Source organism: Streptomyces thermocarboxydus, assembly GCF_024760485.1.
GTDB classification, from domain to species: domain Bacteria; phylum Actinomycetota; class Actinomycetes; order Streptomycetales; family Streptomycetaceae; genus Streptomyces; species Streptomyces cellulosae.
The window spans coordinates 1,612,839-1,625,868 of the sequence record NZ_CP058273.1; the positions used below are offsets into that span (position 1 = coordinate 1,612,839).

General features: G+C 71.0%; 15 protein-coding genes and 1 pseudogene. 3 read left to right on the forward strand and 13 right to left on the reverse strand.

Annotated elements, in window-relative coordinates:
- Positions 1-100 precede the first annotated feature (100 nt).
- From AY578_RS07585 to AY578_RS07630, 10 genes are all read right to left on the reverse strand, one after another.
- On the reverse strand, positions 101-667 hold the full coding sequence (locus AY578_RS07585) for a TetR/AcrR family transcriptional regulator (protein ID WP_019522223.1): 567 nt from the start codon (positions 665-667) through the stop codon (positions 101-103).
- Complete coding sequence (locus tag AY578_RS07590; RefSeq protein WP_019522224.1) at positions 667-987, reverse strand: DMT family transporter; 321 nt, start codon at positions 985-987, stop codon at positions 667-669. The genes AY578_RS07585 and AY578_RS07590 overlap by 1 nt, the downstream gene beginning before the upstream one ends.
- 113 nt (positions 988-1,100) lie before the next feature.
- A complete protein-coding gene (locus AY578_RS07595) occupies positions 1,101-1,433 on the reverse strand; it encodes a metal-sulfur cluster assembly factor (RefSeq protein ID WP_006131178.1) in 333 nt (110 codons plus the stop codon).
- Positions 1,430-1,894: a Fe-S cluster assembly sulfur transfer protein SufU gene (sufU, locus tag AY578_RS07600; RefSeq protein ID WP_019522225.1), complete on the reverse strand. Its 465-nt coding sequence runs from the start codon at positions 1,892-1,894 to the stop codon at positions 1,430-1,432. The genes AY578_RS07595 and sufU overlap by 4 nt, the downstream gene beginning before the upstream one ends.
- 11 nt (positions 1,895-1,905) lie before the next feature.
- On the reverse strand, positions 1,906-3,162 hold the full coding sequence (locus tag AY578_RS07605; protein WP_019522226.1) for a cysteine desulfurase: 1,257 nt from the start codon (positions 3,160-3,162) through the stop codon (positions 1,906-1,908).
- A complete protein-coding gene (sufC, locus tag AY578_RS07610) occupies positions 3,159-3,923 on the reverse strand; it encodes a Fe-S cluster assembly ATPase SufC (protein ID WP_019522227.1) in 765 nt (254 codons plus the stop codon). The genes AY578_RS07605 and sufC overlap by 4 nt, the downstream gene beginning before the upstream one ends.
- Positions 3,924-3,930: 7 nt before the next feature.
- A complete protein-coding gene (locus tag AY578_RS07615) occupies positions 3,931-4,248 on the reverse strand; it encodes a non-heme iron oxygenase ferredoxin subunit (protein ID WP_028960693.1) in 318 nt (105 codons plus the stop codon).
- Positions 4,245-5,465, reverse strand: a complete 1,221-nt coding sequence (sufD, locus tag AY578_RS07620) for a Fe-S cluster assembly protein SufD (protein WP_258902197.1) — start codon at positions 5,463-5,465, stop codon at positions 4,245-4,247. Before sufD ends, AY578_RS07615 begins: the two co-directional genes overlap by 4 nt.
- Before the next feature lie 60 nt (positions 5,466-5,525).
- On the reverse strand, positions 5,526-6,947 hold the full coding sequence (sufB, locus tag AY578_RS07625) for a Fe-S cluster assembly protein SufB (protein WP_189899490.1): 1,422 nt from the start codon (positions 6,945-6,947) through the stop codon (positions 5,526-5,528).
- Complete coding sequence (locus tag AY578_RS07630) at positions 6,944-7,657, reverse strand: helix-turn-helix transcriptional regulator (RefSeq protein ID WP_019522230.1); 714 nt, start codon at positions 7,655-7,657, stop codon at positions 6,944-6,946. Before AY578_RS07630 ends, sufB begins: the two co-directional genes overlap by 4 nt.
- 290 nt (positions 7,658-7,947) lie before the next feature.
- Here AY578_RS07630 and AY578_RS07635 point away from each other — a divergent pair, with 290 nt between their 5' ends.
- The 3 genes from AY578_RS07635 to AY578_RS07645 are packed head-to-tail and all read left to right on the forward strand — an operon-like array spanning position 7,948 to position 10,718.
- A complete protein-coding gene (locus tag AY578_RS07635) occupies positions 7,948-8,871 on the forward strand; it encodes an ABC transporter ATP-binding protein (protein ID WP_215187890.1) in 924 nt (307 codons plus the stop codon).
- Positions 8,868-9,638: an ABC transporter permease gene (locus AY578_RS07640; RefSeq protein ID WP_136239269.1), complete on the forward strand. Its 771-nt coding sequence runs from the start codon at positions 8,868-8,870 to the stop codon at positions 9,636-9,638. The genes AY578_RS07635 and AY578_RS07640 overlap by 4 nt, the downstream gene beginning before the upstream one ends.
- Before the next feature lie 54 nt (positions 9,639-9,692).
- Entirely contained in the window at positions 9,693-10,718 is a 1,026-nt protein-coding gene (locus AY578_RS07645; RefSeq protein WP_215187891.1) for a COX15/CtaA family protein, read from the forward strand.
- On the opposite strand, the pseudogene AY578_RS07650 reads toward AY578_RS07645, so the two are convergent.
- From AY578_RS07650 to AY578_RS07660, 3 genes and pseudogenes are all read right to left on the reverse strand, one after another.
- A pseudogene (locus AY578_RS07650) lies at positions 10,676-11,403 on the reverse strand (nucleotidyltransferase domain-containing protein). The gene AY578_RS07645 and the pseudogene AY578_RS07650 overlap by 43 nt on opposite strands.
- A 45-nt stretch (positions 11,404-11,448) precedes the next feature.
- A complete protein-coding gene (locus AY578_RS07655; RefSeq protein ID WP_019522235.1) occupies positions 11,449-12,555 on the reverse strand; it encodes an amidohydrolase family protein in 1,107 nt (368 codons plus the stop codon).
- Between the two features lie 78 nt (positions 12,556-12,633).
- The gene (locus tag AY578_RS07660; protein ID WP_028960689.1) at positions 12,634-12,966 is read right to left on the reverse strand and encodes a hypothetical protein; all 333 of its coding nucleotides are present in this window, start codon (positions 12,964-12,966) and stop codon (positions 12,634-12,636) included.
- Positions 12,967-13,030 lie beyond the last annotated feature (64 nt).

A 13,030-nucleotide genomic window follows, 5' to 3' on the forward strand; every position in this document is an offset into this window, starting at 1 on the left:
AGGGCAACCTAACCGGCAGGTGGCACCGGACGCGAACCGGTGCCGCCCGTATCTCAGGTGCCGGTCCGCAAGCGGCCTCCGGTGCCGTCCGGTACCCGCCTCAGGTGCCGGCCCCGGCCCCGCCGTCGCCCGGCAGCAGCCGCCCCAGCACCTCCCGCGCGTACGCCTCGTCGTACGGCGTCCCCGTCAGCAGGACCTGGAGGCAGATGCCGTCCATCAGGGCGACCAGGGCCCGCGCCGTCACCGGGTCCGTACGGCGGGACAGCGGCGCGGCGACCTCCTCGCACCACTCGGCGGCGACCGGGCGCAGGGCCGGGCGCCGCAGCGCGGCCAGGTACAGCTCGTACTCCAGCTCCACGCCCGTCCGCTCGCCGCCCAGCCACTCCCCCATCAGCGCCGCCAGCTCGGCCGCCAGGTCGGTGCGCGGGTCCTCCAGGCCGCCGCGTGAGGCGATCACCTTGGCGAAGCCCTCGTTGGCCTGGCGCAGGGCGGCCACCATCAGCTCGTCGAGGGTCTTGAAGTGGTACGTGGTGGAGCCGAGCGGCACGTCCGCCTCCCGGGCGACGCTGCGGTGGGTGAGCCCCGCGATGCCGCTGCGGCCGACCACCCGGATCGCCGCGTCGATGATCCGCTGCCGCCGCTCCGGGTCGTACCGGCGTGCCGCCATCAGTGCGCACCGCCCAGGTTCAGCACGACCACGCCGACGATGATCAGCCCGATGCCGACGGCCTTGGCGGCGCTCATGCCCTCGCCGAGGAACACGATCCCGATGGTCGCGATGGCGGCCGTGCCCACGCCGGCCCAGATGGCGTAGGCGGTGCCGACGGCCACGGTGCGCAGGGTCTGCGCGAGGAGCGCGAAGGAGACGACGTAGCCCAGCAGGGTCAGCAGGGAGGGCCAGAGCCTGCTGAAGCCGTCGCTGTACTTCATGGCGGTGGTGGCGCACACCTCGGCCGCGATGGCCCCGGCCAGCAGGAGGTATCCCATGTGTACGAGCGTACACAACGGCGCCCGGCGAGAAGCACGAAAACCGGCCGGGAGCACGTAAACGGCGACGCCCCCCGAAGGGAACGTCGCCGTCACGCCGTGTGCGGCGGAGCTCAGACGTTGAACCCCAGCGCCCGCAGCTGCTCACGGCCGTCGTCCGTGATCTTGTCCGGGCCCCACGGCGGCATCCAGACCCAGTTGATCCGCAGCTCGTTGACCAGGCCGTCCGTGGCGGACTTCGCCTGGTCCTCGATGACGTCGGTCAGCGGGCAGGCCGCCGAGGTCAGGGTCATGTCGACGGTCGCCACGTTGGAGTCGTCGATGTGGATGCCGTAGATGAGGCCGAGGTTGACGACGTCGATGCCCAGCTCCGGGTCGACGACGTCCATCAGGGCCTCGCGGAGCTCCTCCTCCGAGGCCGGCTTCATCTCCACGGTCTCGCTCATGCCGTAGTCCTTTCGGCGTCGGCGCCCAGCGCCTGGGCCGTCGCGTCCTTCCACGCCATCCAGCTCAGGAGGGCGCACTTGACCCGCGCGGGGTACTTGGAGACGCCGGCGAACGCGATCGCGTCCTCCAGCACCTCCTCCATCGCGTCGTCGGGCTCGATCTTCCCCTTGGACTGCATCAGCTCCAGGAACGTGCCCTGGATCTTCTGCGCCTCGGCGAGATCCTTGCCGACCAGCAGGTCGTTCAGCACGGACGCGGACGCCTGGCTGATGGAACAGCCCTGTCCCTCGTAGCTGACGTCGCTGATGGTCGTGCCGTCGTACTTCACGCGCAGCGTGATCTCGTCGCCGCACGTCGGGTTGACGTGGTGCACCTCGGCGTCGCCATCCCGAAGACCCCGGCCGTGCGGGTTCTTGTAGTGGTCCAGGATGACGTCCTGGTACATGGAGTCCAGCTTCACGCCTCAGCCCCTCATCCGAAGAAGTTCCGTACGTGCTCCAGACCGTCGACCAGTGCGTCGATGTCCGCCGGCGTGGAGTACAGATAGAACGACGCACGGGTGGTCGCAGGAATTCCGTACCGCAGGCAGACGGGGCGGGCGCAGTGGTGTCCGACCCGGACCGCGATGCCCTGCTCGTCGAGGACCTGGCCCACGTCGTGCGGGTGGATGTCCCCGAGGGTGAAGGAGATCGCGGCGCCGCGGTCCTCCGCGGTGGCCGGACCGATGATGCGCAGGTCCGGCACCTCGAGGAGCCGCTTGACGGCGTACTCGGTGATGGCGTGCTCGTGGGCGAGGATCTTGTCCATGCCGATGCCCGACAGGTAGTCGATCGCCGCGCCGAGACCGACCGCCTGGGCGATCGGCGGGGTGCCCGCCTCGAACTTGTGCGGGGCGGGCGCGTACGTCGACGAGCTCATCGACACGGTCTCGATCATCTCGCCGCCGCCGAGGAACGGAGGCAGGTCCTCGAGCAGCTCCTGGCGGCCCCACAGGACGCCGATGCCGGTCGGGCCGCACATCTTGTGGCCGGTGAAGGCCACGAAGTCGGCCTGGAGGGCCTGCACGTCCAGCGGCATGTGCGGCGCGGCCTGGGAGGCGTCGATGCACACGAGGGCGCCGACCTCCTGGGCGCGGCGCACTATGGCCTCGACCGGGTTGACCGTGCCCAGGATGTTGGAGACCAGCACGAAGGAGACGATCTTCGTCTTCTCGGTGATGATCTCGTCGATGTTGGACAGGTCGAGCCGGCCGTCGTCGGTGAGGCCGAACCACTTCAGCTTCGCGCCCGTGCGCTGCGCGAGCAGCTGCCACGGCACGATGTTGGAGTGGTGCTCCATCTCCGTGATGACGATCTCGGTCTCGTGGTCCACCCGGTAGGGCTCGTCGGCCCAGCCGAGCATGTTGGCCACGAGGTTGAGCGACTCGGAGGCGTTCTTGGTGAAGATCACCTCGTCGCGCGAGGGAGCGTTGACGAACTCCGCGACCTTGTCGCGCGCACCCTCGTACAGCGCCGTGGCCTCCTCGGCGAGCACATGCACACCGCGGTGGACGTTGGCGTTGTAGCGCTCGTAGTACTCGCCGAGGGCGTCCAGCACCTGCCGCGGCTTCTGGCTGGTCGCCGCGTTGTCCAGGTACACGAGCTTGCGCCCGTCGTGGACCTGACGGTCCAGGATGGGGAAGTCCTTGCGGATCGCCTCGGTGTCGAGGAGGCCCGGCAGCTGTGTCACTCGGATGCGCCACCCTTCGTGTAAGCCTCGTAGCCCTCGGCCTCCAGCTTGTCGGCGAGCTCGGGGCCGCCGGACTCGGCGATCCGTCCGGCCGCGAAGACGTGGACGTGGTCGGGCTTGATGTAGCGCAGGATGCGCGTGTAGTGCGTGATCAGCAGGGTGCCGACCTGGCCGGACTCGCGGACGCGGTTGACGCCCTCGGAGACGACGCGCAGGGCGTCGACGTCCAGGCCGGAGTCGGTCTCGTCGAGGATGGCGATCTTCGGCTTGAGCAGCTCCAGCTGAAGGATCTCGTGGCGCTTCTTCTCACCGCCGGAGAAGCCCTCGTTCACGTTCCGCTCGGCGAAGGCGGGGTCCATGTTGAGGCGCTCCATGGCCTCCTTGACCTCCTTCACCCAGGTACGCAGCTTGGGGGCCTCGCCGCGGACGGCGGTGGCGGAGGTGCGCAGGAAGTTGGAGACGGAGACGCCGGGGACCTCGACCGGGTACTGCATGGCGAGGAACAGGCCGGCGCGGGCGCGCTCGTCGACGGACATCTCCAGGACGTCCTCGCCGTCGAGGGTGACGGTGCCCTGCGTGATCGTGTACTTGGGGTGACCCGCGAGCGAGTAGGCGAGGGTCGACTTGCCCGAGCCGTTGGGGCCCATGATGGCGTGCGTCTCGCCCTGCTTCACGGTGAGGTCGACGCCCTTGAGGATCTCCTTCGTGGCGTTGTCGGCCTCGACGGTGACGTGCAGGTCTCGGATTTCAAGCGTTGCCATGGGTGCCTCAGGACTCCTGGGTGAGGGAGACGAGCACGTCGTCCCCTTCGATCTTTACGGGGTATACGGGGACGGGGCGCGTCGCCGGAAGGGCGTCGGGCTTGCCGGAACGGAGGTCGAAACGCGAGCCGTGCAGCCAGCACTCGATGTGGCAGTCGTCCACCTCGCCCTCCGAGAGGGACACGTTCGCGTGCGAGCAGATGTCGTTGATCGCGAACACCTCGCCCTCGGTGCGCACGATGGAGACCGGCGTGCCGTCGAGCTCCACCCGCTTGGGGGTGTCCTCCTCCAGCTCGCCCAGTCCACAGACGCGTACGAAGGTCATGCGACCGCGGCCTCCAGCTCCTCCTCGATCTTGGCGATCAGGCGCTCCTCGATGTCGGGGACGCCGATCTGCTGGACGAGCTCGGCGAAGAAGCCGCGGACCACCAGACGGCGGGCGTCCTTCTCGGGGATGCCGCGGGCCATCAGGTAGAAGAGCTGCTCGTCGTCGAAGCGGCCGGTCGCGGAGGCGTGGCCGGCGCCGACGATCTCGCCGGTCTCGATCTCCAGGTTCGGCACGGAGTCGACCCGCGCGCCGTCGGTGAGGACGAGGTTGCGGTTCATCTCGTAGGTGTCGGTGCCCTCGGCCTTGGCCTCGATGAGCACGTCGCCGATCCACACGGCGTGCGCGTCGTCGCCCTGCAGCGCGCCCTTGTAGACGACGTTGGACTTGCAGTGCGGGACGTTGTGGTCGACCAGGAGGCGGTGCTCCTGGTGCTGGCCGGCGTCCGTGAAGTACAGGCCGAACAGCTCGGCCTCGCCGCCGGTGCCCGCGTAGGTGACGCGCGGGTGCAGGCGGACGACGTCGCCGCCGAAGGTCACGACGACCGACTTGAAGGAGGCGTCGCGGCCGACGAGGGCGTTGTGCTGGGCGACGTGCACGGCCTTGTCGTCCCAGTCCTGGACGGACACCACGGTGAGCTTGGCGCCGTCGCCGAGGACGTACTCGACGTTGGCGGCGAGCACCGCGTCGCCGGTGTGGTCGATGACCACGAGGGCCTCGGCGAAGGCGCCGAGCTCGATCACCTGGTGGCCGTAGGCGATGCCGCCCTCGCCGTGCACCGCGATGCGGATCGGCTCGGTGAGGACGGTCTCCTTCGGCACGGTCACGACCGACGCCTGGGTGAAGGCCGAGTACGCCTGCGCGGCGACGCGGTCCACCGGGGCTCCGGTGCGGCCGAGCCGGGCGTCGTCACGGCCGACGGTCTCGACGGTGACGCCCTCGGGCGCCTCGACGGCGACCTTGACGCCCGCGTCGGTGGCGGCGGCGGTGCCGTCGTGCAGCCCGCGCAGCCGCTCCAGCGGGGTGAACCGCCACTCCTCCTCACGGCCGTGGGGGACGGGGAAGTCCGCCACGTCGAAGGACGCGGGCGCGCTCATGCGCGTGGCGACGGTCGACTCGGCGGCGACCGCAATCGAACCGGCGGTCGTGGAACCGACCGGTGGGGGTCCCCCCGCCGAAGCGTAGCCGGAGGTGGGGGAGTTCTGAGCCTCAGCCATGGCTGTCGTAGTGCTCGCTTTCCGTTGCGTAAGGGGCCTGACGGGAGACGGGGGCGGCGGTCAGCCGACCGCGCCTTCCATCTGGAGCTCGATCAGCCGGTTGAGCTCGAGCGCGTACTCCATCGGCAGTTCCTTGGCGATCGGCTCGACGAAGCCGCGCACGATCATCGCCATCGCCTCGTCCTCGGAGAGGCCGCGGCTCATCAGGTAGAAGAGCTGGTCCTCGGAGACCTTGGAGACGGTCGCCTCGTGGCCCATGGACACGTCGTCCTCGCGGACGTCCACGTAGGGGTAGGTGTCCGAGCGGGAGATGGTGTCCACCAGCAGCGCGTCGCACAGCACGTTGGACTTGGAGCCCGGGGCGCCCTCGCCGATCTCGATGAGACCGCGGTAGGAGGTCCGGCCGCCGCCGCGCGCCACCGACTTGGAGACGATGTTCGACGACGTGTTCGGGGCCATGTGGACCATCTTGGCGCCGGCGTCCTGGTGCTGGCCCTCGCCCGCGAAGGCGATGGACAGGGTCTCGCCCTTGGCGTGCTCGCCCATCAGGTAGACGGCCGGGTACTTCATCGTCACCTTGGAGCCGATGTTGCCGTCGACCCACTCCATGGTGGCGCCCTCGTAGGCCACGGCGCGCTTGGTCACCAGGTTGTAGACGTTGTTCGACCAGTTCTGGATGGTCGTGTAGCGGCAGCGGGCGTTCTTCTTGACGATGATCTCGACGACCGCGGAGTGCAGCGAGTCCGACTTGTAGATCGGCGCGGTGCAGCCCTCGACGTAGTGCACGTAGGCGCCCTCGTCGACGATGATCAGGGTCCGCTCGAACTGGCCCATGTTCTCGGTGTTGATCCGGAAGTAGGCCTGGAGCGGGATCTCGACATGCACGCCCGGGGGCACGTAGATGAAGGAACCGCCGGACCACACGGCCGTGTTCAGCGCGGCGAACTTGTTGTCACCGGCGGGGATGACCGTGCCGAAGTACTCCTTGAAGAGCTCCGGGTGCTCCTTCAGGGCGGTGTCGGTGTCGAGGAAGATGACGCCCTGCTCCTCCAGGTCCTCGCGGATCTGGTGGTAGACGACCTCCGACTCGTACTGGGCGGCGACACCGGCGACGAGGCGCTTCTTCTCGGCCTCGGGGATGCCCAGCTTGTCGTAGGTGTTCTTGATGTCCTCGGGGAGGTCCTCCCAGGACTCCGCCTGCTTCTCCGTCGACCGCACGAAGTACTTGATGTTGTCGAAGTCGATGCCGGAGAGGTCGGAGCCCCAGTTCGGCATGGGCTTCTTCTCGAACAGGCGCAGGCCCTTGAGGCGGAGCTTCGTCATCCACTCCGGCTCGTCCTTCTTCGAGGAGATGTCCCGGACGACGTCCTCGTTCAGGCCGCGGCGCGCCGACGCACCGGCCTCGTCACGGTCGGCCCAGCCGTATTCGTAGGTGCCCAGACCCTCCAGCTCGGGGTGGGCAGTCTCCGTGGGGAGAGTCATGCGGGGTTCCTCCCGGACGTGCTTGCAGATGCGGTGTGGGAAATCTTGGGGATGAACGTCGTGCAGACGCCGTCGCCGTGCGCGATCGTCGCCAGCCGCTGTACGTGAGTACCGAGGAGCTCGGCGAAAAATTCCGTCTCGGCCTCGCAGAGCTGCGGGAACTGTTCGGCGGCGTGGGCGACCGGGCAGTGGTGCTGGCAGAGCTGCTCGCCGACCGGTGCGCTGCGCGCGGTCGCAGCGTACCCGTCCGCGCTGAGCGCCTTGGCCAGGGCTTCGGTGCGCTGCTCGGGCGGTACGGACTCGACGGCCTTGCGGTAGGAGCCCGCCTGGGCGGCGATACGGGCGCGGGCGAACGCGGCGATGGCGTCGTCGCCGCCCTCCCGCTCGCCGATCCAGCGCAGCGCGTCCACCGCGAGCTTGTCGTAGGACTGGTCGAAGGCGTCCCGGCCGCAGTCGGTCAGGGCGAACACCTTGGCCGGACGTCCGCGCGAGCGCGTGCCGTAGACCCGCCGCTCGCGGGCCTCCACGACGTTGTCCGCGGCCAGGGCGTCGAGGTGGCGGCGCACGGCCGCCTGGGTGAGCTTCAGCCGCCCGGCCAGTTCGGCGACGGTCGACGGGCCGTGGTCCAGGATGGAGCGGGCGACGCGGTTGCGGGTGGACCGCTCACCGGTTGCCAGCTCCTCGTGGGACGCCTCGCCAACGTTTTTCACAACGCCATTGTTGCGTAATTCCTCGGAGCCGGGCAAGCCGCGTCCGGACGGCCCACAGTGCCTTGCATCACTTAGGTAAACCTAATCCGACCTGCGGAAACGATCTCTGATCGATCAGACAGGGGCCGACCGCACACACCGTGCCGACATCGCCCGCACCCCCTCCGACCGGCGCATTTCCCGTCCGGAAGCACATTCCGGACGGCCCACGCAAGACCGCCTTTCCCGTCCGGACGGCTTCCCGCACCCCCGGGTCCGGGGCCCCCGGAACCTCCCTAGACTCATGACCCATGCGAAGTGAGCCCGTGGTCCAGGTGCAGGCCCTGGTGAAGCGGTACGGCACGAAGACCGCGGTGGACGGCCTCGACCTGGCGGCCCGGCAGGGCGTGACCGCCGTGCTCGGCCCCAACGGAGCGGGCAAGACGAGCACGGTCGAGATCTGCGAGGGGTACCGGCGGCCGGACTCCGGCACGGTGCGCGTCCTGGGTCTCGACCCGGTCCGTGAGTCGGCGGCGCTGCGGCCCCGCATCGGCGTGATGCTCCAGTCCGGCGGCGTGTACGCGGGGGCGCGGGCGGACGAGATGCTGCGCCATGTGGCGAAGCTGCACGCGCGCCCGCTGGACGTGGACGCGCTGATGGAACGCCTGGGCCTCGGCTCCTGCGGCCGTACGTCCTACCGGCGGCTGTCCGGCGGGCAGCAGCAGCGGCTCGCGCTGGCGATGGCCGTGGTGGGCCGCCCCGAGCTCGTGTTCCTGGACGAGCCGACCGCCGGACTCGACCCGCAGGCCCGCCACGCCACCTGGGACCTGGTCCGGGACCTCCGCAACGACGGTGTCTCCGTCGTCCTCACCACGCACCACATGGACGAGGCCGAGCAGCTCGCCGACGACGTGGCGATCATCGACGCCGGCCGGGTCGTCGCCCAGGGCTCCCCCGAGGAGCTGTGCCGGGGCGGCGCCGAGAACACCCTGCGCTTCTCCGGGCGGCCCGGTCTGGACGTGGCGTCCCTGCTGAAGGCGCTGCCGTCCGACGCGTCGGCCGCCGAGGTGACGCCGGGCTCGTACCGGGTCACCGGCAAGGTAGACCCGCAGCTGCTCGCCACGGTGACGTCCTGGTGCGCGCAGCACGGTGTCCTGCCGGACCGGATCTCGGTGGAACGGCACACCTTGGAAGACGTCTTTCTTGAGCTGACCGGCAAGGAGCTGCGTTCGTGACGGCCACCGGGACCTACTCACCGCAGCCGGGCGCGGCGCCCCTCGTGCGCATGATCGCCGCCCAGGCGGTGCTCGAGACGAAGATGCTGCTGCGCAACGGCGAGCAGCTGCTGCTCACCGTGATCATCCCCAGCCTGCTCCTGGTGCTGTTCAGCACCGTGGACGTGGTGGACACCGGCGACGGCGCGGCGGTGGACTTCCTCGCGCCCGGCATCCTGGCGCTCGCGGTGATGTCGACCGCGTTCACCGGGCAGGCCATCGCGACCGGCTTCGAGCGGCGCTACGGCGTGCTGAAGCGGCTCGCCGCCTCTCCGCTGCCGCGCTGGGGGCTGATGACCGCCAAGACGCTGTCGGTGCTGGTCACCGAGGTGCTCCAGGTGGTCCTGCTGACGGTGATCGCGCTGATGCTCGGCTGGGACCCGCAGGGCGGCGCGCTCGCGGTGGTCGCCCTGCTGGCGCTGGGCACGGCCGCCTTCTCGGGGCTCGGACTGCTGATGGCCGGCACGCTCAAGGCGGAGGCGACGCTCGCCGCCGCCAACCTGGTCTTCCTGCTGCTGCTCGTCGGCGGCGGCGTGGTCGTACCGCTGGACAAGTTCCCCGAGGCCGCGCAGGACGTGCTCGGGCTGCTGCCGATCGCCGCGCTGTCGGAGGGCCTGCGGGACGTCCTCCAGCACGGCGCCGGGATGCCCTGGGCCGACCTGGGGATCCTCACCGCCTGGGCGGTCGCGGGGCTCGCCGCGGCCGGTGCGTTCTTCCGCTGGGAGTAGTGCGCGATGACCGGGACCGACCCTCGTGAAACCGTGCACAAGCGGACGCCTACGATGGGACGCGTGCCAAACGTGACCCGCGCCGACGCCCCCTCGCCGCTGCGCAACCCGCTCGCCTTCGTCGCCGCCCGCTGGACCCCGGCCCCCGGGACCGTCCGGCGCGCGGCCCTCGCCGCGCTCGTGATGTCGGTGGTCATCGTGGTCACCGGCGGCGCCGTCCGGCTGACCGGTTCCGGCCTGGGCTGCCCGACCTGGCCCAAGTGCACCGAGGACTCGCTCCACAACACGGCCGAGATGGGCATCCACGGCTACATCGAGTTCGGCAACCGCCTGCTGACGTACGTGCTGTGCGCGGCCGTCGGCTGGGCGATCGTCGCCGCGCGCTCCCAGAAGCCGTACCGGCGCAGCCTCACCCGGCTGGGCTGGGCGCAGTTCTGGGTGGTCATGGGCAACGCGGTGCTCGGCGGCATCGTGGTGCTGGTCGGTCTGAACCCGTACACGGTCGCGGCGCACTTCCTGCTGTCCTCGGCGCTGATCGCGGTCGCCACGGTGATGTGGCAGCGCACCCGCGAGGGCGACGCCGGGCCACGGCCGCTGGTCGGCAAGGCCGTGCAGCAGCTGGTGTGGTTCCTGGTGGCCGCGTCCGCGCTGCTGATCGCGGCCGGCACGGTGGTCACCGGCGCGGGCCCGCACGCGGGCGACTCCAGCGAGGTCCCGCGGATGCCGCTGGACTGGGAGACGGTCACCAAGCTGCACGCCGTCCTGGCGTGGATCGTGGTGACGCTGACCTTCGCCCTGTGGTTCGTGCTGAAGGCCGTCGACGCCCCCAAGGGCCCGCTGTCGCGCACCCGTGAGCTGTTCCTGGTCCTGCTGGCGCAGGGCGCGATCGGCTACGTGCAGTACTTCACCGACCTGCCCGAGATCCTGGTGGGCGCGCACATGTTCGGCTCGTGCGCGGTGTGGATCTGTGTGCTGCGCGTCCTGCTGTCGCTGCGCGAGCGCCCGGAGTCGGGCCCGCAGCCGTCGGCCGTCCCGGCTCAGGAGCCGGCCACCAGCGCGTCGATCGCCGGCCCCAGGTAACCCCGCACCAGCGCGGCACGCCGGCGCACGTCGGCCATGACCGCCCCGCCGTACCGGCGCGCGCGGATGTCCTCGACGACCTCCTCGGGCGCGCCGAGGCCGGGCAGCACGTCCAGCGCCTCCCGCTTGCTGATCAGCCGGCCCTCCCGGAGGGTGACGGTGGCCCGCGCGTGGGTCAGCATCCCCAGGTCGACCCATACGTCCCGCGTCCACAGGTCCGCCCGGTCCACGTGCGGCCGCCAGTAGTCGCGCTGGTCGCGCAGCACGAACGCGGCGAGCTCGCCGTCGGCACCGCAGGCAGCAGGTCCGCGGGCGGCGCACCGTGCAGCACCCGGCCCGACGTGTGCAGTTCGGTGCGGGTGACCGGGGTGACGGGCCGCCGCAGCAGCCGCTCGTGCGCCCAGGTGAGGTGCCTGCGCTCCGCGTCGGCTGCCGTCTTCGGAGCCAGGTACGTGCAGTGGAGCCCGCCCGCGAGCGGTGCGGCGCGCAGCCGGTTGTGCAGGACCGCCACCCGCCACACGGTGCCGGCGCCCGGCGGATGCGGCAGGACGGCGATCAGGTCGAGGTCGCTGCGGCCCTCCACGTAGTCCCCGGCGGCCAGGGAGCCGTGTGCCCACACCGCGAGCGGGGACAGGGGCGCGAGCCCGGCGAGGAAGCGGCCGAGCAGGGCGTCGGTCTGCTGCATCCGCCCAGTCTCCCCCGGCCAGCTCCCCCGCACGGCGTCTTCCGGTCAGCTCAGCCCGTACACCCGGGCCGCGTTGCCGGAGGCGATCATCGTGGCGACGCGCTGGGCGTCGTCCAGGGACCAGGCGCCCTCGGAGACCCAGCCGCCGAGGACCCGGGCGAGGGCCTCCCGGAAGAGGTGGGCGCCGACGACGTGCAGCTCGGGCAGGCCGCGGGCGCCGCTGGAGAAGAGGATCTTGCCGAAGGGGGCCAGTTCCAGCACCTCCGCGAGGACGGTCGCCGCGCGGGCGCCGGTGCGGACCAGGGCGGCGCCGCAGTCGGCGTAGACGTGCGGGAAGACGCCCGCGAGGTGGGCGGCGTGGCGGTGGTACGGGTAGCCGTGCAGCAGGACGAGGTCGGTGCCGAGTCCTGCGGTGGCCCGGACGAAGTCGGTGAGCAGGACCGGGTCGGTGCGGTCGACGCGCGCGCCCGGGGCGCCGAGGCCGGCGTGCAGCTGGAGCGGCAGTCCCGAGGCGACGGCGATCCACAGCAGATGGCGCAGCAGCACCGGGTCGGTGAGCCGGTCCCCAGCGACGCGCGCGGCCAGCCAGCGTCCGGCCGCGCCGCGCACCTCCCCCGCCTCGGGCGGCTCGGGGGCGAGTGCGAGGCCGTGGCGCAGTCCGGCCACGGAGGTGAAGGCGACGGCGTGCGCGGCGGCGCCGTGCACCGACTCGGCGAGGTTGGCGAGGAAGGACTCGACGGTGCCGGAGGTGTCGGCGACCTGTTCGGCGAGCTGCTCCAGGCGGACGATCTCGTGCGCCTCGGCCTGGCCGGCGCGGGCCAGCTCGTCGGGGTCGGTGAGGTCGTCGGGCAGGCCGGTGTCGACGAGGTAGGCGGTGATGCCGCTGCCGCGCAGCAGCCGGCGGCCCGCCTCGACCGTGCCGAGCTCACGGCGGCGGGCGAGGTAGCGGGCGGGAGGGCAGTGCGGTTCGAGGCCCAGCAGGGGCGGGCACCAGCGGCGCACCGCGAACCCGGTCTGGGTGTCGAAGAGGGTGGTGCCGGGCGCCGGCGGTCCCTCGGTGCGGGCCAGCTGGGCCTCGAACGTGCCGAGGCCCAGCTCCGTGCGCAGTACGCCGTGGCAGTACTGGTCCACGAGGGACGGCGGGTCGATCATCTCCGGACTCTCCCCGTGTGGACGCTGTCTACAGGTCCTAACGGGTGAACCGGGGAAGAGGTGTTGCCCGTGGGGCGGTCAGTCGTTGGAGGGGCCGCCGACCTGGATGCCGGCCATGCGGCTCCACTCGTACGGGCCGGTCCTCACCTTGGCGGCGAAGTCGCCGTCGAACTGCTCGTGCACGGTGATGCCCGCCTTCTCGACGGCCAGCCGGGCGATCTCCATGGAGGGCGCGTGCACGTCCCCCCAGGCGCCGTCCTCGCCGACGAGGACGATGCGGGCGCCGCGCTCTCCGAGGTACTCCACATGTCCCTCGGCGCCGCCGTGCTCCTTGGCGTAGCCGCCGATCCGCTTGGCGAGCCGGGCCGCCTTCTGCCCGTCCTTCGGGTCCACCTGCTGCGTGTCTGCCATGAGCAGGATGCTACCGACGGGTAGATCGAACGGCGACGGGCGGGGTCCGTGGCCTTGGCCACGT

Coding starts and splice junctions, on each gene's coding strand:
- AY578_RS07585 (WP_019522223.1), bottom strand. CDS start 667: ATGGCGGCACGCCGGTACGACCCGGAGCGGCGGCAGCGGATCATCGAC.
- AY578_RS07645 (WP_215187891.1), top strand. CDS start 9,693: ATGGGACGCGTGCCAAACGTGACCCGCGCCGACGCCCCCTCGCCGCTG.
- AY578_RS07615 (WP_028960693.1), bottom strand. CDS start 4,248: ATGACCTTCGTACGCGTCTGTGGACTGGGCGAGCTGGAGGAGGACACC.
- AY578_RS07590 (WP_019522224.1), bottom strand. CDS start 987: ATGGGATACCTCCTGCTGGCCGGGGCCATCGCGGCCGAGGTGTGCGCC.
- sufB (WP_189899490.1), bottom strand. CDS start 6,947: ATGACTCTCCCCACGGAGACTGCCCACCCCGAGCTGGAGGGTCTGGGC.
- AY578_RS07660 (WP_028960689.1), bottom strand. CDS start 12,966: ATGGCAGACACGCAGCAGGTGGACCCGAAGGACGGGCAGAAGGCGGCC.
- AY578_RS07595 (WP_006131178.1), bottom strand. CDS start 1,433: ATGAGCGAGACCGTGGAGATGAAGCCGGCCTCGGAGGAGGAGCTCCGC.
- sufD (WP_258902197.1), bottom strand. CDS start 5,465: ATGGCTGAGGCTCAGAACTCCCCCACCTCCGGCTACGCTTCGGCGGGG.
- sufC (WP_019522227.1), bottom strand. CDS start 3,923: ATGGCAACGCTTGAAATCCGAGACCTGCACGTCACCGTCGAGGCCGAC.
- AY578_RS07655 (WP_019522235.1), bottom strand. CDS start 12,555: ATGATCGACCCGCCGTCCCTCGTGGACCAGTACTGCCACGGCGTACTG.
- AY578_RS07635 (WP_215187890.1), top strand. CDS start 7,948: ATGCGAAGTGAGCCCGTGGTCCAGGTGCAGGCCCTGGTGAAGCGGTAC.